Source organism: Pseudomonas fluorescens, from assembly GCF_000967965.1.
Lineage (GTDB): Bacteria > Pseudomonadota > Gammaproteobacteria > Pseudomonadales > Pseudomonadaceae > Aquipseudomonas > Aquipseudomonas grandcourensis.
The window spans coordinates 70,890-93,126 of sequence record NZ_LACC01000017.1; the positions used below are offsets into that span (position 1 = coordinate 70,890).

General features: G+C 58.9%; 14 protein-coding genes. 7 read left to right on the plus strand and 7 right to left on the minus strand.

What is annotated here, in order from left to right; translation table 11 throughout:
- Positions 1 to 127 precede the first annotated feature (127 nt).
- Together VC35_RS14585 and VC35_RS14590 are read right to left on the minus strand one after the other, a co-directional pair.
- Positions 128 to 2,539, minus strand: coding sequence for a glucose/quinate/shikimate family membrane-bound PQQ-dependent dehydrogenase (locus tag VC35_RS14585; RefSeq protein ID WP_046041001.1), 2,412 nt, complete (start codon positions 2,537 to 2,539; stop codon positions 128 to 130).
- Between the two features lie 299 nt (positions 2,540 to 2,838).
- Positions 2,839 to 4,221 carry a carbohydrate porin gene (locus VC35_RS14590; protein WP_046041002.1) on the minus strand — a complete coding sequence of 461 codons (1,383 nt, stop codon included), beginning with the start codon at positions 4,219 to 4,221 and terminating at the stop codon, positions 2,839 to 2,841.
- A 306-nt stretch (positions 4,222 to 4,527) separates the two neighbouring features.
- On the opposite strand from VC35_RS14590, the gene VC35_RS14595 reads away from it, so the two are divergent.
- Positions 4,528 to 4,758, plus strand: coding sequence for a VF530 family protein (locus tag VC35_RS14595; protein ID WP_046041003.1), 231 nt, complete (start codon positions 4,528 to 4,530; stop codon positions 4,756 to 4,758).
- Between the two features lie 2 nt (positions 4,759 to 4,760).
- Entirely contained in the window at positions 4,761 to 5,402 is a 642-nt protein-coding gene (locus VC35_RS14600; RefSeq protein ID WP_046041005.1) for a Pr6Pr family membrane protein, read from the plus strand.
- A 71-nt stretch (positions 5,403 to 5,473) separates the two neighbouring features.
- Here the strand turns inward: VC35_RS14600 and VC35_RS14605 are convergent, their stop codons facing one another.
- Positions 5,474 to 6,259 (minus strand): siderophore-interacting protein, encoded by a 786-nt coding sequence (locus tag VC35_RS14605; protein WP_046041006.1) that lies wholly within the window; start codon positions 6,257 to 6,259, stop codon positions 5,474 to 5,476.
- The gene (locus VC35_RS14610; protein WP_046041007.1) at positions 6,256 to 6,831 is read right to left on the minus strand and encodes a PadR family transcriptional regulator; all 576 of its coding nucleotides are present in this window, start codon (positions 6,829 to 6,831) and stop codon (positions 6,256 to 6,258) included. Before VC35_RS14610 ends, VC35_RS14605 begins: the two co-directional genes overlap by 4 nt.
- 504 nt (positions 6,832 to 7,335) lie before the next feature.
- Between VC35_RS14610 and VC35_RS14615 the strand changes: the two genes are divergently transcribed.
- From VC35_RS14615 to VC35_RS14635, 5 genes are all read left to right on the plus strand, one after another.
- Positions 7,336 to 7,815: a CS1 type fimbrial major subunit gene (locus VC35_RS14615; RefSeq protein WP_046041008.1), complete on the plus strand. Its 480-nt coding sequence runs from the start codon at positions 7,336 to 7,338 to the stop codon at positions 7,813 to 7,815.
- A gap of 111 nt (positions 7,816 to 7,926) precedes the next feature.
- Positions 7,927 to 10,449, plus strand: a complete 2,523-nt coding sequence (locus VC35_RS14620; protein ID WP_046041009.1) for a CS1-pili formation C-terminal domain-containing protein — start codon at positions 7,927 to 7,929, stop codon at positions 10,447 to 10,449.
- Positions 10,450 to 10,482: 33 nt separating this feature from the next.
- Positions 10,483 to 11,745 (plus strand): hypothetical protein, encoded by a 1,263-nt coding sequence (locus VC35_RS14625; protein WP_046041010.1) that lies wholly within the window; start codon positions 10,483 to 10,485, stop codon positions 11,743 to 11,745.
- A 59-nt stretch (positions 11,746 to 11,804) separates the two neighbouring features.
- On the plus strand, positions 11,805 to 12,548 hold the full coding sequence (locus VC35_RS14630) for a pilus assembly protein (protein ID WP_046041011.1): 744 nt from the start codon (positions 11,805 to 11,807) through the stop codon (positions 12,546 to 12,548).
- Positions 12,549 to 12,611: 63 nt separating this feature from the next.
- Positions 12,612 to 13,106 (plus strand): CS1 type fimbrial major subunit, encoded by a 495-nt coding sequence (locus VC35_RS14635; RefSeq protein ID WP_046041012.1) that lies wholly within the window; start codon positions 12,612 to 12,614, stop codon positions 13,104 to 13,106.
- A gap of 49 nt (positions 13,107 to 13,155) precedes the next feature.
- On the opposite strand, the gene VC35_RS14640 is transcribed toward VC35_RS14635, so the two are convergent.
- The 3 genes from VC35_RS14640 to VC35_RS14650 all read right to left on the minus strand — a co-directional run bounded on the left by VC35_RS14640 (position 13,156) and on the right by VC35_RS14650 (position 21,827).
- Positions 13,156 to 17,817 (minus strand): NEL-type E3 ubiquitin ligase domain-containing protein, encoded by a 4,662-nt coding sequence (locus VC35_RS14640; protein ID WP_046041014.1) that lies wholly within the window; start codon positions 17,815 to 17,817, stop codon positions 13,156 to 13,158.
- A gap of 170 nt (positions 17,818 to 17,987) precedes the next feature.
- Positions 17,988 to 21,101: a transglycosylase domain-containing protein gene (locus tag VC35_RS14645; RefSeq protein WP_046041015.1), complete on the minus strand. Its 3,114-nt coding sequence runs from the start codon at positions 21,099 to 21,101 to the stop codon at positions 17,988 to 17,990.
- Positions 21,102 to 21,368: 267 nt separating this feature from the next.
- On the minus strand, positions 21,369 to 21,827 hold the full coding sequence (locus tag VC35_RS14650; protein WP_046041016.1) for an REP-associated tyrosine transposase: 459 nt from the start codon (positions 21,825 to 21,827) through the stop codon (positions 21,369 to 21,371).
- Between the last annotated feature and the right edge of the window lie 410 nt (positions 21,828 to 22,237).

A 22,237-nucleotide genomic window follows, 5' to 3' on the forward strand; every position in this document is an offset into this window, starting at 1 on the left:
GACTGGTATGGCCTCTTCGCGAGCAGGCTCGCTCCCACAGGGGGGGCGGGGGTGTTTTGAAATCTGCGGTCACAAAAAAAGGCGACGTCCTCACGGACGTCGCCTTTCGTTTTACTGCCGCTAAAACTTACTCAGACAGTTTGTACGCAATCACATAGTCACCCATTTTGGTGCCCAGTGAGCCATGGCCACCGACGACCAACAGCACGTACTGCTTGCCGTCCTTGCCGGTGTAGGTCATCGGCGTAGCCTGACCGCCAGCCGGCAGGCGCGATTTCCAAAGCTCGTTGCCGGTGTTGACGTCATAGGCGCGCAGGTATTGATCCAGCGTGCCGCTGAGGAAGCCGACGCCGCCGGCGGTGACCATCGAGCCGCCCATGCTTGGCACGCCGAGTGTCAGGCCGATAGGCAATGGCGAGCTGTCGCGGCTGGTGCCGTTCTTGCGTTTCCACACGACTTTGCTTGTGGTCAGGTCGATGCCGGCCACGTAGCCCCAGGCCGGAGCCTGGCACGGTACGCCGAACGGCGACATGAACGGGTGCATGATCACCGCGTACGGTGCGCCCGTGTTCGGTTGCACGCCCGCCGTTTCGCTCTCGCGCTTGCTGCCGGCCGCGACTTCGGCGCGTGGCACCATTTTCGAGACGAAGGCCATGTAGTTCGGGCTGGTGAAGAGCATCTGGCGAACCGGGTCGACCGAAACTCCGCCCCAGTTGAAGACGCCGACGTTACCCGGATAGATCAGGCTGCCCTGTTCCGACGGCGGGGTGTACTGGCCTTCGTAACGCAACTCCTTGAACTGGATGCGGCACAGCATCTGGTCGAACGGGCTGGCGCCCCACATGGCTTTTTCGGTCAGTTCCGGGGCCAGCAGGTTCAGGTCCGAACGGGCCTGGGTCGGCGCGGTGTGGTCACCTTTCACGGCGCCTTGCGGAACCGGGATTTCCTTGATCGGGATGATCGGCGTGCCGTCACGACGGTCGAGTACGTACAGGCTGCCTTGCTTGGTCGGTTGGATCACAGCCGGCTTGATGCCGTCGGCGGTTTTCATGTCCAGCAGGGTTGGCTGGCTGCCAACGTCCATGTCCCACAAGTCGTGGTGAGTGAATTGGTAGTTCCAGCGCACCTTGCCGGTGGCCAGATCCAGCGCGACCAGGCCGGCACTGAACTTCTCGGCGCCCGGGGTACGGTCTGCGCCCCACTGGTCAGGGGTCTGGTTGCCCAGTGGCAGGTAGACCATGCCGAGTTTTTCGTCGACGCTGGCCAGCGACCACATGTTGGCCGAGTTGCGGCTGTAGTGTTCGCCCTCTGGCAGCGGTTCAGTCGCGTCTGGATTGTTGCTGTCCCAGTTCCACACCAGATGACCGTCGTGTACATCAAAGGCACGGATCACGCCGGATGGCTCGTTGGTCGACTCGTTGTCGGTGACGTGGCCGCCCATGATCACCAGGTCACGGGTGATCGCTGCTGGCGAGGTGGAGTAGTAGCCACCGGGGGTGAACGGTCCGATGCCTTGAGTCAGGTCAACCACACCGTTTTTACCGAAACCTTCGCAGACCTTGCCGGTGTCGGCGTTGAGTGCGATCAGGCGTGCATCGGCGGTTGGCAGGTACAGACGACGCGGGCAGGCCTGGGCAACGGCTTTGCCGGACTCGGAAATCACTGCAGAGGCAGCGTTTTCAGACTTGGCGTAGGCCGCTTCGTCGTAGTACGACACGCCACGGCAGGTCATGTGGGCGAAGCCCTTGAAGCCCACCGGGCTCTTGATATGCGGGTCGAAACGCCACAGTTCCTTGCCGGTGTCCGGGTCCAGCGCCAGCACCTTGCTATGGGCGGTGCAGGCATAGAGCATGCCGTTGGCCTTGAGCGGGGTATTTTCGTTGGTCAGTTCCACCGGGTCATCGGCAGTTGGCAGATCGCCGGTCTGGATACGCCAGGCTTCTTGCAGCTTGCCGACGTTGGCCGGGGTGATCTGCTTGAGCGGCGAGTAGCGATCACCGAATTCGCTGCGGCCATAGGCCTGCCAGTCTCCTTCGGGCATCTGCGGCGCGGTGCTGGTCATGTCAGCCGAGACACGACCCAACTCGCCGAGGGTCTCGCCCGGATGGGTGAACTGGCTGGCTACGGCGGTGGCGCCGGCCAGGACCACGGCCACGCTCAAGGCGCCAGTGCCCATAGGGGCAGGGCCGTTGATCAGCAATGGACGACGGAACCACGGCAGCAGCATCACCACACCGAGGGCGAACCACAGCGCCAGGCGCGGCACCAGTTGCCACCAGTCGAGGCCCACTTCCCACAGCGCCCAAACGGTACTGGCGAACAGCACCAGTGCGTACAGGCCCAGGGCCGCGCGGCGGGCGGCGATCAACAGCACGCCGCTCAGCGCGATGCCGATACCGGCCAGCAGGTAATACAGCGAGCCGCCGAGCATGCTCAGCTTGATCCCCCCGGCCAGCATGGCCAGGCCCATTAGCAGAAGCAGTATGCCGAGCAGGGTCGGCCATAGACGGCTTCGACCCAAGGCACTATCAGTGCTCATAGTGTGATTCTCCGTGACGTTTCAAGTAGTCCTGCGCAAGTTCACTGTAGATGACGATCTTGTGCGGGCATGGTTCAGATAAAACGGGTGTGGTTGACGCAGTCCCTGTAGGAGCGAGCAGTGTGGCGAGGGGGCTTGCCCCCGTTCGGCTGCGAAGCAGTCGCAAAGCATTGCACTCGTTGTGCCTGACACGTCGCGGTTGCAAGTATTGGGGTCGCTTCGCAACCCAACGGGGCGGTGCGGCGATCCGACAAGCCCCCTCGCCACATGTCGCTCCTACAAAGGCTTTGTGGTGTTTGTCAGAACGAGGACTGGACCTTGATCCCGCCGATCAGCGCGTCATCGACCTCGTTCACGCCACCGGGATGGCGGATGTATTGCAGGTTCGGGCGCACGGTCAGCCAGTTGGTCACGTGCACGCCGTAATAGAGCTCGGCGCTGTATTCGGTGTCCTGGGGCGGCAGGAAGGACTGATTGTCGAAGTCGAAGACGGCGTTGGCCTGGTTGGTCGCCTCGGCATTCTTGCGAAAGGCCGGGTTGACGTGGACGCGGGCCATGGCGAACCCAATGTCGTCCCGGGCGCGCGCGTCGAACGGGCCTTTGTAGACGAGACCGGCCTGGACATAGTTGTCGATGGCGTTGGTCTTCTTGTCGTGCATCGTGCCGTTGGCGAACAGGCTCAGGCCCCGGGAGTGGTCGCTGGCCAGGCTGGTGACTTGCTGCTGAAGGCCCAGCCACACGCCGTGTTTGCTCGAGGCGCTGCGGTAGGCTTCGCCGCTCAGGGCGGCAGGTTGGCCATTGCTGTCCTTGTAGACATCGGTGGCGCTGGCGCTGCTGTAGTAGTAACCGGCGCGGTATTCACCCGGCAGGCCGTTGAGTTTTGGCGTCCACACCAGCTCCACCGGCAGGACCGCGCCCTGGGTGCCGCTGCCGCTGAGCTTGAAGCCGTTGTTGCGGTCAAGGTTTGACGGGTTCTGCTCGTACGCGCCGACCTGTGCATAAAGCTCTGGCGTCAGGTGATATTTGACCCGCATCGCCCACTGGCTGACCGGCCAGTTGTACCAGATGTCGCCCGCCCAGTTGCCGACCTGGGAACCGCAGAACGCCAGGTTCTGGAAGTCGCAGGGGAAGCTGTTGAAATCTTCGCCTTCGCCGAATCGGCCGACCTTGATGTCGAGTTTTTCATCGAAGAACTTCTGCTGATACCACATCTGCGTCAGACGCCAGGTCTGGCCGCGGCCCCAGACTTCCTGGGCCGAGGTGAAGCCGCCGACACGCGGGTCGTTGATGCGGTCGTTGCTGATGTTGTTGCCGTTGCGTTCGGTGATGGTCAACTGGAATTCGGCATCGTCCCAGCCGAGGATCTTCTGCAAGTCCAGGTGGGTGCCCAGGCCGAACTGGTCGCTGTAGCGCGCGGTGCGGTCGTGGTCGTAGCCACCGTGCAGATTGCTGCCCATTTCACCGGTGTAATCGACTTTGAAGTCGTAGCCTTTTTCCGCGAGCTCTGTGCGAGTGCCGTTCCAGTCACCGAGCATCCACGGTGAATCGCTATCGAAGGCCGGCGCCGCCTGAACGCAGGAGGCAAGGCCCAGCGCGGTGAGGCCACCAATCAGGGGCAGGATGTTTCGGTGGGCAGCAGTTGCAAAGACAGCGCTGTCTTGCAAAGATTTAAAGTCAGGCATAGAGACGGAGTTCTTGATCTTTTTCTGGGGGATAAACGGAAAGCAGCAGGCGTGAAGCGAAAGCAGAAGCGTTTCAGCAGGCAGCGGGGCGCAAGGATAATGTTCTGTTACAAATAGAGAAAGTGCTTTTGCTGACATGCATCGTTTCGGATTTGGTAACAGTGACAAAAGATCGCAGTCTTGAGTGACTCCATCCGCGCGTGTTCCTGCACAGGCACGGGACTTGTCCGGACGATCTTTTCCGTTTCACCTACATTTAACGTAAGGTGCGCGGCTTCCAATTCCCACTCTGCTCGAAGGCCCGGCATGACCGAACACAACACCGATCCGCTGCATGGCGTGACGCTGGAACAGATCCTCAACGCACTGGTTGAACACTACGAGTGGTCGGGGCTGGCCGAGCGCATCGATATCCGCTGCTTCAAGAGCGAGCCGAGCATCAAGTCGAGCCTGACGTTCCTGCGCAAGACCCCGTGGGCGCGGGAGAAGGTCGAACGCCTGTATGTGAAGTTGATGCGCACCAAACGACCGCTTTGAACATGGCCGACCCGTCTGCGTTACGCCGTCGTTTGGTGGCCATGGCTGCCATGCTTGGCTGGGCGGGATTGAGCATCCAGATGTACCTGATTCTCCATTCACGCTGGACGCTGGGCGCGAGCCTGATCGGCGGGCTGATGAGTTTTTTCAGCTATTTCACCGTGCTGAGCAACACCTTGGTGGCGACCGTGCTGACCTGTGAATGGACATCCCGCGAGTCAGCCGCGCGCCGCTGGTTCCTGCAGCCTTGGGTCAGCAGTGCGATTGCCGTGAGCATCGCCGTGGTGAGCCTCGCCTACAACCTGCTGCTGCGCCACTTGTGGCATCCCGAGGGCTGGCAATGGCTGGCCGATGAACTGTTGCACGACATCATGCCGTTGCTGTTCCTGGGGTATTGGTGGTGGTGTGTGCCCAAGGGCACATTGCGCGTGTGGCATATCGCGCTGTGGGTGATTTATCCACTGCTGTATTTCGCCTATGCGCTGTTGCGCGGGCATCTGCTGGCGGTTTACCCGTATCCCTTCGTGGATGTGGACAAACTGGGTTATCCACAGGTGTTCATCAATGCCGGTGGGTTGTTGGCGGGGTTTGTGGTGATTGCGTTGCTGGTGATCGGGCTGGATCGGTGGCGGGCTCGAAGGTGAGCGCGGATATGGCGGTTTGGAATGCTTTATGTGGTGAGGGGGCAAGCCCCCTCGCCACATGGTGATTCCGGTCACTCCTCGCCGCTGTCCCCCAATTTCCAGTACCCAACCACCTTGACGAACTGCTCATCCAGCCCATGCTCATCGAGCAATACCCGACGAATCTGCCGCGACACTTTGCTCTCGGTCGCCACCCACGCATACAGGCTGCCGGATGGCATCTGGATCTGGCGCACGGTAGCCAGCAGATTGTCCTTGCCACCTTCGCGCAGCACCCAGATCACATTGACCTCGGCCGCACTGTGCAGCACCTGCTGCTCCTTGCCGTTTTCCACTTCGACGATCACCAGCGCACGGCGGTTGGCCGCCAGGCCTTCCAGACGCCGGGCGATGGCGGGCAGGGCGGTTTCGTCGCCGATCAGCAAATAGCTGTCGAAGATGTCCGGCACGATCATCGAGCCCCGTGGCCCGCCGATGTGCAGGAACTGCCCGGGCTGGGCCTGCGCCGCCCAGGTCGAGGCAGGGCCGTCGCCGTGCAGTACGAAGTCGATGTCCAACTCCAGGGTATCGAGGTCATAGCGGCGCGGGGTGTAGTCACGCATCTCAGGCAGCGGACCGTTGTCCTTGCCGGCGCCCAGTACCAGGGTTTCCAGCGCCGCGGCCTGTTCGGCATTCTGCGGGAACAACAACTTGACGTGATCGTCCGTGCCCTGGCTGACGAAACCCGCCAATTCAGGGCCGCCCAGGGTAATTCGGCGCATGCGCGGGGTCAGGTCGACCACGCGCAACACTTCCAGGCGACGGCGTTTGATTTCGTGCATGACACGGTGAATGGTTGAGGCGATGACTTCAGTCATTCGGCGTTCTCCTGAACGGGTTGAACGGCAGGGCCGTCGACGATGGCTTTGGCGGTGTCATTGAGCAGGTCACGTACCCGCAGGATTTCGTCCGGGCTCCAGCGTCCATGGTGCATTTGCAGGGCGTGGCGCAGGTTATGCACAGCCTCATGGATTTCCGCCGGGCGATCATGGCCGCGCAGCGAACGCTTGCTGACGTCGATGCGCATCCGCACGCCATCCAGTGCAACGGCTTGCTCTTGCAGGAACAGACGTCCGGCATCGGTGATGGTGTAGCGTTTTTTTCCGCCTTCGGCGTCGCCCAGGATCAGTTCGCTTTCTTCCAGGAATGTCAGGGTCGGGTAGATCACACCGGGGCTGGGGCAGTAGGCGCCCTCGAACATGCCTTCGATCTGGCGGATCAGGTCGTAGCCATGGCACGGCTGCTCGGCGATCAATGCCGGCAGCAACAACTTCAGATCGCCGGGGGCAAAGACCCGGGGCCCACGGCTTCCGCGTTCGCGGGCGGGACGTTTTTCGAAGCCGTCGCGGCCATCGCCGTGCTCGCGGTGGGGGGAATGATGGTCTCTCATTTTCTGCTTTCTCTCGTCGTCTTTAGATACAACTTAAGATATATCTTAATGAGATGGCAATGACTCCCGACCAACGGCACTCCCCATATCGGCCCTGGCTTGAGGGTCATATCGAAAAAATAGTGCTTGTTAGGACAGGTAAAATCTCCAGAATTAGTGTTAACTCTCTAATAGGTTAGTTTGCACCTTTGTTTACTTGGGTTGTGGTATTGGTCTTACAGAAGTTACTTTGTTAATCTCTCGAGTGTCATGGCGAGCAGGAGCTGCTTGTAGTCTGTCTCTTACAGCCAAACATCGCTTCTGTAGTTATTTCCGTTTTTTTCTTTCTGCTGTCATGGCACTCCGGCTACGCACTTGCAGGAACTTTCTTGCTTACTTTCAAGAACAATTGATCGATCATCTTTCGGCGTTGAAAGTTCGGCTGAGCCAATAGCTGCTCGTGACAGTTTTTGCTCGGCATGAACTTTCAGCCCTTCATCCTTTTAAAAACACAGGTACTGAAAGATGTTCAAGAAAATCGCGTTCGCTGCTCCCCTGGCTGTTCTGGCTCTGAGTTCTTCGATGGCGTTTGCCGCTACCGAAGCCAGGCACACCATCAGTCTGGTTGCTACTGTCAATGCTGACGACTTCTATGCGGTGCCGGTTGACTTTGATCTGGTCAACAAGGATCAGGACATGAGCTACAACCCTTCTACCGACTCCATGAGATCTGTCGATGGGCACTTTGATGTGCTTCATACCGCCGGCAAGGTAAACGCACGACTTGAAGGCGTCCCCAAGCTGATTGCCGGTAACAAAAGCATCGACTTGAAAGTCGAACTCAATGGCAAGACGCTGACAACCACTTCACAGGAAGTTGTTGGAGATGAAGAGTCCAATACCCGTTATCGCGCGCCATTCAAAATCAGTGCGGTCACCACGCAAAAACCTGATGCAGGCGATTACACCGGCGTCGTGATGTTGGTTGTCGAGCCTTCCGTCTAAGTAGTATCGGCGACGGCAAACCGTTTACTTGTTTTAAGTAACGTTCTCGGTCGGCAAACTTTCCGGTTTGTCGGCCGTGCTTGAACTCCTTCGTAATTAGAGAACTCGTTCATGTTCCCGATGACGCCCATCGCGGCGGCGCTTGCGCTGCTGTTATGTAGCAGTGCATTTGCGGCGCCCACTTCCGTTGATAACTCGCCGCGAAGTTTGCTGGCACAGGCCAAGGGCTTGCCGGCCGAGTTCGAGGAGCATTTTTTCGATGTTCCCTTGGCGGTTCGGGTCGAACTCGATCAACAACCGCTGGGGGAGGCGATGATTGTGTTGTCCCGGGATGACCGGGTAACGCTGCTCGATTTCACTGACACCAGCGAAAGCCGCTTCAGCGCAAGTGAGCGTGATACCTGGGCCGATATTCTCAAACCCGGTGTGACACTGGGCACCTGCACAAGCCAATGCCCGGAGCAGATGCTGGCGGTTCACTACAACCTCGAAAATTCATTGCTGTCGATCGTCACTGAAAATGCCGAGCGCGACAGCGAAGCCAAGCGTTTCTACGATCAGCCCGAAGGCGGCAGCAACGGCCTGATGGTACGTAACCAGCTCAATCTCAATGGCGGCCAGGGTCAGGACCTGGGCGGTCGTTTCGGTCTGGAGGCCAGCGGCAGCCTGGGCAACTGGAGCCAGACCTTCAACATGCAACTGTCCCGTCTTGGCGGTCCGGACAACAAGACCTACCACGCGGTGCACGAGCTCTATAGCCAGCGCGAACTGGAGGGCCGTTTTTTCCGCCTGGGCTACTTCACCCCCAACTCCGAAGGCCTGACGCGCGAACCCCGTTCGTTCGGCAACAGCCCCGATACGGCGGTGGGCGTGATGTTCGGCAGTTCCGACAGCCTGGCGATCGACAGCCCGAAACCCAGCGTCTATCCGGTCTATGTCACGGCCAACCGACAGGGTTCCGTGGAAATTTACCGCGATGGCTTGCTGATCAATACCCAGTCGGTCCCGGCCGGTTTGCAAACCCTCGACACCCGTCCGTTGCCTGGTGGCATTTACGAGGTGGAAGTGCGGTTGATCGAAGACGGTCAAATCACATCGACCACCCAGGAGTTGATTTACAAGCCGAACAATTGGCGCAACCACGATGAGCGTTGGCGCTACAACCTGTTTGCCGGACAGGAAAGCAAGTTGCTGAGTAATTGGAATGATCAAGAGAGCGGCGATGCGACGCTGGGGGCGTCATTCAACTACTTGCTGCACCCACGGGTGATTTTCGGGCTGTCGGCACGCCAGGTCAGTGACAAGCTGCAGTACGGCAGCTCCATCGACTGGAGCCTGGCCAACAGCGTCAGCCTCTACGCCAACCTGTACCAGACCGAAGACCACGGCACCGGTGCCGATTTTCAAGGCCTGTACAACTATGGCGCCGGCAGTCTGGTGGTCAGCCACAACCGCAGCTGGCTCGACACCACCAACACCTTCGACACATTGCCCGACGGTACCCGAGTGCGTCAGCGCAATGTGTTCACCGGCCAGACCAGCAATTCTTCATTGGCGCTGAACCACCGGATCAGCCGCAAAAGCTCGCTCAACGCACGGGTGTCCCACAGCGAGGGCAACGTCGAAGGCATGGGGGTGGACCTGGGCTGGACGCAACGCACCGTTCTGTTCGGCAGCGATGCCAACTGGCGGCTCTCGCTGTTTGATCGTCCGGGCAGTTACAGCAGTGGTGATGCGCGTAATCGCGGGGTCGATCTGAGCATCAACATGGCGCTCGGTGGCCCGGGGCAGCAGGTTTCCGGCAGCATTGGCAGCCGCACCGCCCGTGATGGCAGCCGTGACAACAACGCCTCCCTGGGTTGGCGCAAGGACCTGCAAGACCATGTGTTGCAGAGCGTATCGGTGACCGCGTTGACCGATACCTACGGTGTCGGATTGTCGAGTCTGGCGAACTTTCGCACCGATGCCATCAATGGTGACGGGTTCATCCAGCGTTCGTCCTTCAACGACAATTTCACCGGTGGTTTGAACCTCGACAGCACGCTTGTCGTTGGAGCGCAGCGCATGGCGTTGACCAGTCAGCATCAAGGCCGCGGCGCCGGGATGATTGTCGATGTCGAGTCCGACATCGACGGCATCGCCCTGCGTGCCGACGACCTCAGCGGCGGCAGCGCGGCCTTGCGTCCCGGACGCAATTTCATACCGCTCACTGCTTACAAAAACAGCTCGGTGAGCTTCGATTTCGAAGGCAACGACGTCCCGGCGGCGAGCATTGAGCCGGCACGCACGCGCTATCACCTGAACAAGGGGGGGGTGGAGTACCGCAAGATCCGGGTCATGAAAACCCTGACCGTGCTCGGCCGCTTGCTCGACCCGCAAGGACAGCCGCTCAAGGGCCATCACGTGATCAACCACGCCAGCCGTGGGGTCAGCGAAGTCGATGGCTTCTTCTCCATGGAAATGAATGCCGGCTCGCCAACCCTGGAAGTGCGTTACGCGGACCAGTTGTTGTGTCAGTTCCGCCTTGATATCGACAAGCACCGCAGTGAAAACAACGTGCTGATGATCGGTGATCTGCGTTGTTCGCCGGACACGTTGGCGGATGCCACCCACAAGGTTGAAACGGCGGGCTGACATCGGCCAGGGCTAATAGGAGGTTATGTCTAAATGAACGTCTCGCGTTCTTTCGTTACACGTCGGCATTGGTGGTTGGCCGGCGCTTTGATCACCTGCGCAGTGGCTTATCCAGTCAAGGCTGAAGAGGTCTCAATTACCGCTGTATTCAAGCCGGATTCGGCCTTCCCACATCGCAACAAGTTTCTGAACACCACGCCGCCCAGCGGTTACTGCGCGAGTTACCCGGAACAGTGTGAACAGCAGGAGATGTTCAGCCTGCAGGTGCCGATCCAGTTCGACTCCCGTGCTCCTATTCGGGCCAATCATGCTTCCGAACGCCAAGGCGCTATGTTGAAAGCACCGGCCCAATGGCGACCACTGACGGTCATTCACGAAACTACCGGTGAGCCAGAAACGGTCAGGGTCCGGATTGCCGGCATTGGATCGCGTTACAGGACCGACGACGTAATGCAGTTGGTGGGCGAGGCTGATGACTACAGGATTGCGCATAACTTGTTATGGGGGGCTAGTTGGGTATATGCGCCGCTACCTTGTCACTACAGCGGGGTAGGCTGGTTCACGAATACGAGCTACAGCTTTTTCTGGAAAACCCCGATAGAGGCCGTGTGTTCCAAACAGGCAAAGTTTGATGTGCCGTGGTTACGCCTTGAGTATCTGGATTTTGCCTACGAACTGGAAACCCCCAACCCCTTGGGCATGTCTTCAGGGCAATACAGAGGCTCGTTGACCTACAGCATCGGACCCAACGGCGATTTCGATTTCGGCGACGTCATGTTGCCGAGCGATTCGGCGTTGACCCTGAACTTCAATCTGGATGTGCAACACACCCTCAAGGTCGACATCCCCCCTGGCGGCGAAAAAGTCCAACTGGTCCCGGCGGGGGGCTGGCAAAGCTGGTTGCAGGCGGGGCGTAGACCTGTGCGTTTGTTTCGGGACCAGACGTTCAATATCTCCGCGTCTTCGCGGTTCAAGATGCTGCTGGAGTGTGAAATCACTGGTTTCCCCTATGACTGCCTGATTCTTGATCCGGTGTCGAAACGCTCGGTCGAATTGCAAGTCAGCGTCAGTCTGCCAAACGGGTTGACCAATCTCGCGGGGCAACCGGTCAAGCGCCAGCGACTCAGAACAGGGGCTGCCAATGCGCAGCAATTTCAACCTGGTTTTTATGTAGATCGAGCACCGGGAATTCTGCACTTCGAGATCCCGCCACATCAGATGGAATTCATGATTCAACCCGGTGTGGCGTCCACCTATCGCGGCAAAGTTACCGTGATCTGGGATTCGGAAGTCTGATGGGCCTCGTATCGATGGTTCGGTCCGGGGTTGTATTCAATGTCAGGAGATTCAAGGGTATGAAACGTCTATGGGCACTGTTGGTTTTGAGCGGGTTTTCCTTGGGTATTCAGGCCGGACCACAAATCAATGTCGGAACGGTTTACGACTACCTCGACAGCGACAAGAGCACCTACCTCAAGCGCGTGTTCAACAGTGGAGACAGCACGGCGTTCGTCAAGGTCAACATCCTGGAAATCGTCTACGACGCCGATGGCAGCCATCGTGAAATTCCGGTCAAGACCCAGGCGGACGGCAGTGGTCGGGATGGCTTGATGGCCAGCCCCGCGCGACTGATCGTGCCGGCCAAAGGTATGCAGGGCACGCGCTTGTTGCACATGGGCGAACGTGACACCGAGCGTTATTTCCGCGTGCGCTTCGTGCCGGTGGTGCCGGAGAAAGAAGACGAATTCGCGGTGTCGAGTGAAGAGCGCGATGCCTACAAACAGAACCTGTCGGCGGGGGTCAACGTGATGACCGGGTTTGGCACGGTGTTTTTTGTCCGACCGAAAAACAGTCGCTTCGACAGTGTGATCGATGACAGTCCCGGCGTTTACCGGCTGCGCAACAACGGCAATACCGTGGTGCTGATCGATGAGTTTCGCAACTGCTCGCTGAAAAACGAAACCGAGTGTGAGCCGACCACCAAACACCACGTTCTGGCCGGTAAAACCTTTGAGTTCGAGAAGAAGCCCGGCCGCGAATATCGCTTCAATCTGGTGGAAGGCGCATCGAAAAAAACGCTGCGCATCGCCAGCCAGTAATACCGGGAGGGGCGAGTCACCTTGGCTGGCTCGCGGTATTTTTTGTCGCAACAGGTACCTGACATGATCAAGCAATCGACCATCGCCGTGTGGATGAGCGTGATGGCGCTGATAAGTACCCAGGCTTTTGCGGCCCGGGAAGAGCGCACGTTCGAAGTGTCGGTGAATATCCCGACGTTGGGGTTTTACATCATTCCGGCCGAGTCGAACTGGATACACCTTGAACAGACGTTAGCGTGGAACATCCATACCAAGACATTGGAGGGGCTGCGCAAGAATTTCGACGTCAAGCACGACACCAGCGCAATCGAAGCACGGTTGGAGGCAGAACCTTATCTGTCCAACGGGCGTGACGATCAGAACATTTATTTGCGCGTCAGCTTCAATGGCAAGGAGTTGAGCCATGACCCACAACCGCGGGAAGTACTGACCGCCGCGCAAGCAATCGCCGGTGGCCGCTTTCCCTTGGAGATCGTGCCGAAAGTGCCTGTCGGCGGATACAAACCGGGTGTTTATTACGGCAATGTGCAACTGATATTCATCGCCGCTGCGCCTTGATGTGCGGCAGCCTGATGCGTCAGGCTGCCTTTGACTTGCTTTGTGGACTTTATTGGCCGGCTTTGCGCAGAGCCTCTCGGGTCAGTTGTCTCGCCATCTGTTTCTCCTCGTCACCCAGGTCGACGAGAAAACGATCGAAGTCAGTTTCGCTGATGGGCTCATCGGCAAAGACCACGGTCTCTGGAACGGGAAGATCGTTGATGAGTTCCCTGAGCCGGTTGCGCAGGTCGGCTTTCTCAATGTCCGACGTCGATTCGAGCCATTCGCGCTGCGTGGTGCGCAAGGTTTCCAACTGGTCGAACAGGCTCTGATAGTGGCGTTTGTTCGCCTCCACTTCAACCGAGTAGCGTTCAACCAGGTAGTTTTCCCAAAAGTCTTGCTCGAGCATTCTGTTCACCAGACCATCGACTTCGCCCAGGGCCAGCACCGTGTCATAGGCTTGATCGATCATGCTGTCGGTGACGCCCGAGACTGGCCGGTAGAGCATGCCTTCCGATTGCCAGGGCAAGCCCAGGCGTTGTGCCAACCCGGTCTGATAAGCCAGATAGATTTCGACCTCGTCAGGATTGCCGCCACGGCTGGCGACGTCGGCCCGGGCAATGTCGTTCACTTGTTCCAGTCGTGCCGCACCTTTGGCCAGGGTCACCAGTTTCTGCTCAAGCTCTGCCGCATCGATGGAGTACGAGTAGGCCTCGGAGGCGAGCACGTTGATGCCCATGTGGTTGAACAGCTGTGCGCCGGCATCAGCACAGTCCACGGGTGCGATTGCCATGGTGAACAGCTTTTCCCGCAAGCGGGTGTCGACATGCACGGCATCAAGCATGCGCCAGACCCTTTGTAGCAATTGATCCTGAGCCCGGCCGCCGGCCCGGTAGTCGGCAGTGTCTTTGGTGTTGAGCAGTACAGTCATGAACCGCTCGGCCTTGGGCTCGTCGATCAGTTCAGACCAAAGGTTGGCCCGATCGACGCCCCAGCCAGGCACATCATTCCAGTGGTCAGCGCTGTAGTTCGAGCTGATCATCAGCTCTGCCTGAGTGTTAGAGGGCACGATAGGCTCCGGAGGCAGCGCCATTGAGCGGCGGATTTCCTGGTAGAGCAACTGGTTCGGTTCCGACAGATTGCCGACATCCAGCCGTGTACGCCCCACTACCCAGGCTTGTGGGGTGCCGGGGACCACGTTGGGAATGAGGCTGATCGGGTTGTCTCGAAGGTCCAGCAGTAAGCCGCGGGGTCTGGGATTGCTCAAAACGCCTTTGGGCCAGGTCATGATCACGGTGTCTCTCAACCCTACGACTTTCAGCCGGGGCATAAGTGAGATGTCCACAGATCGTCCCAACGGATTTTCATCGAGCTTGAGTATTTCCAGATAGGTCAGGTGCTTTAGCTTCTCCACTGCGGGGGCGTCCAGAACGATCTCGTTGTCACTCAAGCGCAGGCGTTCCAGCCGATGCATGGTGCCAATGTGTTCCGGCAGGCTTGTCAGCTCGCACCGGCTGGCGCTGAGTTCACGAAGGTTGGGGAAGTCTTTCAACAAACCGTTCGCCTTGCCGGAAAAGCGCGTGTTGTCGAGTTTCAGGATCGTGACCTTGTCCAGAAACCTTTCTAGCTGCGGTCGTTCCGGCCACCCGGATTCCAGGTCCAGTGGCAGCAGGTCCTCTGACAGATCCAGCGCATAACAGTGCGGATCGGTACGGCTACCGAGATTGGTGTTTTTTCGCTCAAAACAGTCGAGCAAGCCCAGGGCAATGTGTTGCCGGACGCCACGCAAAGGAATCGGATTATCGGCATCCAGCCCGGCGAATTGGTGCTCCCAGAGTTCGACAGTCCTGCGTAGTTCGTCGAGTTCATTTTTCTGTTCCTCCAGACGTGTCATCGGTTCGCCCTTTTCGATCAGAGCCTGGGCAAAGGTGTCGACCTCGTTGTCGCTAAAGTGAGGATGCAGGTCGTGAATCCGCTCGTGCAGTGTTTCGCCGGACCTGCTGATAACGGGACCACGTACCAACAGCATGGTTTCGTGCTCGGCCACAGCACGAATAGGTGGAGTGGCCAGAACCGCGCGGCGCTCGCTCGGTGTTTCGGTTTTGGCAATGATCCAGTGCTTGAAGAACCCGACATCCCCCGCTCGATATCCCACCGCTCTGCGCCCATCCCGGCCCATGGCCTGGAGCAGGGCAGGAAGAAAATCATCGGCTGCGTGGATCTGCTGATCCTCGGCGTCACGCACTTCGTATTTTCCAGATTCGTCGCGAATCATGATCCTTACTTGTGCTGCATCTTCCGGCCCGGCGCTGCATCGCAGTTCGCCGTCGAGCACGCCCTGGCGAATTTCGATGCGCAGGTTGCCGAAGGTATCGGTTTGCATCCGCAAGGTGCCCAGCACCAGGCGTTCGGTATCGCCACTGACCAGCGCGTTGTCGTACAGACCGTGGGCGGCGCGCACCGCCTGGGTTTCGAACTGAAGTTCCCTGGCCTGGCTTTTCAGGCGCAAGGGCAGGCGCTTGTGCCGGGTAGTCTGCTGTCGTTCCGAATGGGTGGCGCCGGCGAAGATTTTTTCCGCGACGGGGTCGGGCAGTTCGGGAAAACCGCTGAATAGAGCAGCCATTTCGGGGGACAACACAGGAGGCGGATTCACCGGTGCCCCCAGGCGTTGCAGGGTGTCGGTTAGCAAAGGCGGCGGTGGGGCGTGCTCGACGTGCATCCTGCGCAGCGCGGCCTCTTCAGTGCCGCTGATTTGACGGATCTGCTCCAGTTGCGTGTCGCTGAAGGCATCGGTCGTATGGCCCAGGCGGCGCATCAGGGTCGTGCCTTCCCACTCGCGCGGGTTCTCCGTTTCGCAGACCCAGGCACCCTGGCCGTTGTGTCGCAGGGTCGGTGCATAGGCATCGAACCGCTGCGGATGGCGAATGCGCTGTTGCCCGGTAACCGGGTCGTCCAGCACTTCGAAGTGTTGATTGTTCAGGTGCAAAATTCGCCGGCCGTTATGCTGGTGAATACCCTGTCGATCAGGCCGTGCATCCGCCGGCAAAACCACGTCGGCTCGTTGATAAGGGCTTAGGTCAGGGTTCCACAGCCGTGTCTCACCATTTGCCAACTGCACCGGTTTCAGACTTTCGAAAAACGGCGAGAGCTTCGCCCGCGCGACATTACCGATTGCGCCGCCCGCCGCAAATGCGCCCAGTTGGACGACGCTTTCCAGCACGCTGATGGTCTGTTCTGCCGCCTCGGCAAAATGACCTTCGGCCAGGTCGACGATACCCTCGACCACTTCATCGGTCAGTTGATAGGCGGTGTACGCCAGCATCAGCTCGCCAAGGCCAGGGACAAGTGGCGTCGCCACCAGCAGCGCGACGTTGAGAATGTCCGACAGCATTTTTTCCAGGTTATCCCACCAGGCCCAGCGGGCCATGCGATCGGCGTACTCGGTGGAAATCGCGATTTCCCGCCCATCGTTGAGAATCTTGTTGAGCTTCTGGCGGTAGTAGTAGCCCCAAAGATCATTCTTGAACACCGTCTCTCGGTCGGTCTTGACGCTCGACAGGCTGAACTTCAAGTCAGGGTTGGCCACGGGTGTTTCACGCCAACTGGGCAAGTTGGAGCCAGGTGGGACCGGCTGCCATTCGATTGTGCTCAGGCGGTCATTGAGGCCGGCAAAGAAATGCCCGCGTTGCTGATGGGGCACGAACTGGCTGAAGTACTGTTGATAACTTTTGCTGGAGGTGCCACCGCGCAGCTGGCGTGTCAGTTGCGCCATGAAATCGAGCGTCGACGGGTACAGTTTGAGCGGATGCTCCGGGTCATGGGGAACATACGCCATGACCGGGACGGTGCCTGTGGCGGTGGATACATCAGGGGCGATCAGCACAATGCCAACCAGGCGCGTGTCCATCATCGACAGGTTGTAATAACCGACGGGCTGCCCGCGCCATTGCATTTTTGAGCGATCGTCGAGCATACCTTGCACGACGTCATAGGCCTCCTGGTCGATGTCCTTTTTCATCAGGGCCATTTGCGCCGCAACGTTCAACGCACTTTTCTGACTGCGGATAACGATGTAGCGCAGGTAATTGCTCGCCACTCTGTTGGTCGACAGCAAAAAATCGTTCAGATGCTGTTGGTATCTGGCACCGATGTTCAGTTCGCGGCACAGTGATTTGAACTGATCGATGCTCAGTTTGTGCTTGAGGTGTTTGACCCCAAAATGCCCACGAGCGTCGGGGCGGGTGATGAACTCGGAGTCTTGGTGAAACGACTCGTCGAGCGAAAAATTATGCAGGGCGGCGTCCAGCAGCGAAACAGTTCGGCTGGTGGTACCGTCTGAAAAGTCATGCACCCACCAGGATGTTTTCACCGGTGCATACAAATGTAGCCAGGTCTGCTCGACATCGTCATCGACGCCGAAGCGGTCCTTCAGCGCCTGTTGCAGGATGGGCCGGGCAAATGCGTAGACATCCTGCAGTTCGCTCAGTGCGCGATCTACCTCGTTTTGCGCCGTCCAGCTGAGCTTGATGCCGTGCTTCAGTCGTTGCTGCAGCACCTGGGTGGCTTTCCGCAACGGGTCTGGAAGGATCACTCTGTCGGCTTTCAGTTCGTTGACACGAGCGATGGAGGTGTCTTTCAGCCAGTAAGGGATAGCCTGTTTGACCCGTTCAAAATGGATACTTTTATCGGCCAGATCATTGGCGAGCGAGTCTGGAATATACGGATTGGGCATTGTCTGATCGTCCGTTGATCAATAATGGAACGGACAGACTAGGTACGCGTGGCCCCCGAAAAAAGCTCAAAAACTGGTTTGAAAGGATGCCTGTTTTGCCCCGATCTTCCCAAAATCAAAGAGTGAAAAATACATAGTTACCGCCACCCCGGCCCCGGTTTTGGTACTGGTTAGCGCACAGCCGTTGCCTGGGTTGGCTGGCACATCGTGTGGGTGCCCGGTTGCAGGTACGGCGTCAGAATCGGTGCCATGCCCTTGAGCACCTGCACCGGCAACGCTGAAGTGAAGGTGAAGTTTTCCGCCGAGCGGCCCGGCACGAACGCCGTCAGGGTGCCGAAGTGGGAATCGCCAATGTAGAACACGAACGTGGCCGTGCGGTTGAGCGATTTCGAACTCAGGATCCGTCCGCCGGAACCAATGGCTTCGATACGGTTGTCGCCAGTACCGGTCTTGCCGCCCATGGCCAGTGGGCTGCCATCCGGCAGTTTGAAACTGCCGGCCACGCGCTTGGCCGTACCGGCATCCACCACCTGTGAAAGGGCTTCGCGCATGGCGGTCGCCACCTCGGATGGCATCACCCGTTTGCCGACGTCCGGGTCATTGATCAGTTGGGTTTCATAGGGTGTGTTCGCAGCGAAATGCAGGCTGTCGATACGCAGGGTCGGCATGCGTACGCCATCGTTGAGGATGGTACCGATCAATTCGGCCAGGGCGGCGGGGCGGTCGCCGGAGCTGCCGATGGCGGTGGCCAGCGACGGCACCAGGTGGTCGAACGGATAGCCGACTTTCTGCCAGCGCTGGTGAATATCGAGGAACGCTTCGATCTCCAGCATGGTGCGGATGCGACTGTCGCGGGCACCCTTGTGCCGGCTTTTGAACAGCCAGCTGTAGACCTCCTGGCGCTCGAACTGGCTGGCTTTGACGATCTCGCTCCACTTGGCGTCGGGGTGATTGAGCAGGTAGCCCATCAGCCACAGGTCCAGCGGGTGGACCTTGGCGATGAAGCCTTGATCCGGCAAGTCGTAGGAGCCGGGAGCGTAGGCCTCGTAGAGCCGCACAAGACGTTCGTCAGTGAGTTTTTCCGTGAGCGTGGCGCCCTTGAGGTGTGAGCGCACGAAGGCGTTGAAGCTTTCCTGGCTGGCCTGCGGCAGCAGGTAGCGGTGCACGGCGGCCATGCGGATCGGGGTGGGGCGCATGCTGTCGAGGAAGGTATCGAGGCGGTCCTGGGTGTCCTTGTTCTTGTACCTCTTCCAGAACTTGAGCAGGAACGAAGTGCCCTCGCGGTCGGCGAAATCGGCCAGGTACTCCTGACGCCGTGGGTCTCGGTCGTCCTTGAGCAGTTCGGCACTGCTGTTCGGGCCGGAGTAGATGGTGTAGCGCACCAGGTCTCGCATCAGGCGAATGAACGGCAGGTTGATCGATTCGCGCAGGGCGTCGCGTATGGGCGGTATCCGGCCGTTGTCTTCCTTGCGGAAGTTGTGGAACACGTGCAGGCCGCCCCCGGTGAAGAATGCCTCGCCAGGGCTGGCGGAGTATTTACGGTCCAGAGCGGCACCGAGCATTTTTTGCAGGTCGCGGTCCTTGTTCTCGATCAGGTAATCGACCGCCCAGCGGCTCAGGCGGTCCTGGTCCGGCACGTCGACTTTCTTCAGTTCCGGAACGGTCATGCCGGCGTATTTGTCGTGCAGCTCGGCGATGATTTGCAGGTAGGTGGTCAGCACGCGCATTTTCGCGGTGGAGCCCAGTTCCAGTTTGCTGCCTTCGTTGATGTCGAATGGCTGGTCGGTGCTGTCGGTCTGTACCCGAACCCGCGAACCGTCCGGGGTCAGTTCGAACAAGGTGAAGCTGTAGCGCACCTGGGTGGTGCTGGTGGTGGTCAGGAGGCGTTCGCCGATCAGGCCGATTTGCGTGGCAAACTCCGGGTCGGCGAGTTTTTTCAGGTACGCGGTGGCTTGGGTTTGCAACTCGCCTTGCAGGGTGCTGGTGGCGGAGAGGTCAAGGCGGTCGAGGTCATACAGCGGGCGATTGAGCATGCCGGCCAGACGGCTGCGCGCAACACTGATGCCCTTGTTGGTTTCAATCGGTTGAATGGTCGGCTGGGTGGCCCAGTCGCGGTAGGTCACTTTGCTGGCCAGGGCGGCGGCGGCGAACTCGGCGTCGATCACATTGTTTTGCGCCAGCAGGCGAATATGGCTGTCGGTGAGGTCGGCCAGTTCATCGTGACCCTTGGTCAGGTAATGCGACGGGCGGCGCTGGGCAATCATCAACGACAGCATTTCGCGCAGGGCCAGGCCTTTTTCCGCCATGGTTTTTGGATCCGTCGCGGTGCTGGACAGCGCTTCGTTGGCCTGATTGAAGTCGGAGCCGTACCACACTCGCAACCCTTCAGCCATGCCGTGCACTTCACCGTGGCCCGGTACGGCTGACAGCGGCACGCTGTTGAGGTAGTCGCGAACCACGTTCTGCCGGGCTTCGAGGGTTTGTGGCCCGGCCTGGTAGGCGCGTACGGTGGCGGAAATCATCTGGCGAATCTTTTCCGCGCCATTGACCGTCAAGCCATCGGGGGAATGCCGGTACTTCTCCAACTGCGTGGCCAGGGTACTGCCACCGGCGGATTGGCCGGGAACGTGCAACAGCTTGGCCACCTGGGACCATGCCGCCATGCCGAACCGCGGCCAGTCCACCGCCGGGTTGGCCAGCGGTTCTTTTGGATCCAGCAGGAAGCGGTTTTCGATGAACAGAAGGCTGTTGACCACCACCGGCGGGATCGAGGCAAAGGTCGAGTAAAGCTGCTGTGGATAGTTGTACTGGTACAGCGGCGCTGCACGGCAATCGGTGATCGACAGCCCGGCCTGGATTTTCTCGGCATAAGGCACGAACAGGCCCTTGTCGCTGTACTTCAACAGCGCCGGGGAAAAGCGGGTTTGTGCTTCGACGACGAAATCGCGCTTGATCAGGCGCGGCAGGAACTCATCCAGCGAGCTGTAGCCCAGGCGCCGATCGAACGGGCCGTCCCCCGGATAGCGAATAGCATCGCTGGGGCCGGGCTTGAGTTCATAGTTCAGGGACGCGGCGTATTTGCTGACTTCCCGAGCCTGGAACTTCGAGGTACGCATTTCCCTCGCAGCCGCCAGCCCCACAACAATCGCGATTATCAACAGCAATAGCCAGAACGCTCCCCATCCGTGCCTGGAGCGACGGGGTTTTTCAGGAATAGGCGCTTCATCCTCACGTTCATTCGGAACCACGGTTTTACTCGAATCGGTTTGCCACAAAGCGCCCATAGTCGACTGATCCATTCACGCAGATTGATCGGACTTCACTGAAGCTTAGACGGTGGTTGGCGAAGGTGAAAAAAATGTGAAGGGCAAAATGTCGGGTAATGGCCTCTTTTTGTGGCGAGGGAGCTTGCTCCCGCTGGGCTGCGCAGCGGCCCCCAGGCAGGCAAATGCGATTTGTCTGGATGATATGTTTCACCGGCTTTACGACTGCTGCGCAGTCTAGCGGGAGCAAGCTCCCTCGCCACAAGAGGATCAGCCAGCCATTTGTACTCAGGGCCAGCACGCATCCCAGAGCGGGTAGTCGCCAATTTTATCCACAAGCCCCGCCCTGAGTGGATTGGCAACGATGTAGCGAGCGAACGGTAGAAGATCTTCTCCGTCGCGGATGGCCCGGTCGTGGTAGCCGGTTTGCCAGAAGGCTCCTCTTTCGTTCAATTCCCGGTTGATCGTGAGAGTGCTGCGAGATTTTATGGCCTGCATGAGTTGCGGCAGCGTGTGCCGCTCAAGCTGTATTAACCAGTGGAAGTGGTCCGGCATGATGACCCAGGCCATTGAGTTGACCCATTTTTGATCATGGGCTCGCCTGAGCTCCTCAACCAACAGGCGTCCAAGCCGCCAATCCGCGAATAATCGGCGGCGCTGATGTACGACTGCGGTTATTAAATATCCCCGTCCTGATTCTGAGTAACGTCCGCGGCGCAATAGTTGCGAATTTGGATGTGGAGGCATTCCGTTGCTCCCTTTAGCGTTTGGTTAAACGCTAGCGCCTTGTTTTCCTACTCGTGGCTGCGATTGCTGAATGAAACTTCCCTGCGAATTGAAAGATTCGGATCCACGCAGCGCCTTTGTGGCGAGGGAGCTTGCTCCCGCTGGACTGCGAAGCGGTCCCCTTATCAGCAACTCTGCTCTGTCTGGAATATCTGGTTTTTTGGTTTTGCGACTGCTGCGCAGTCGAGCGGGAGCAAGCTCCCTCGCCACAGTAGGACGGTGGGCTGAAACACTTGAGCTAGAGCTTTATAGGCTTTTGTCTGGGCATGACGATGCACCATTGTTGTGCAATACTCGGCGCCGTTTTCCCACTGATCTTGCGGGTATTTCCTACAAGACGACTCTGCCCACGAAGCAGAACCGGTTCGGGA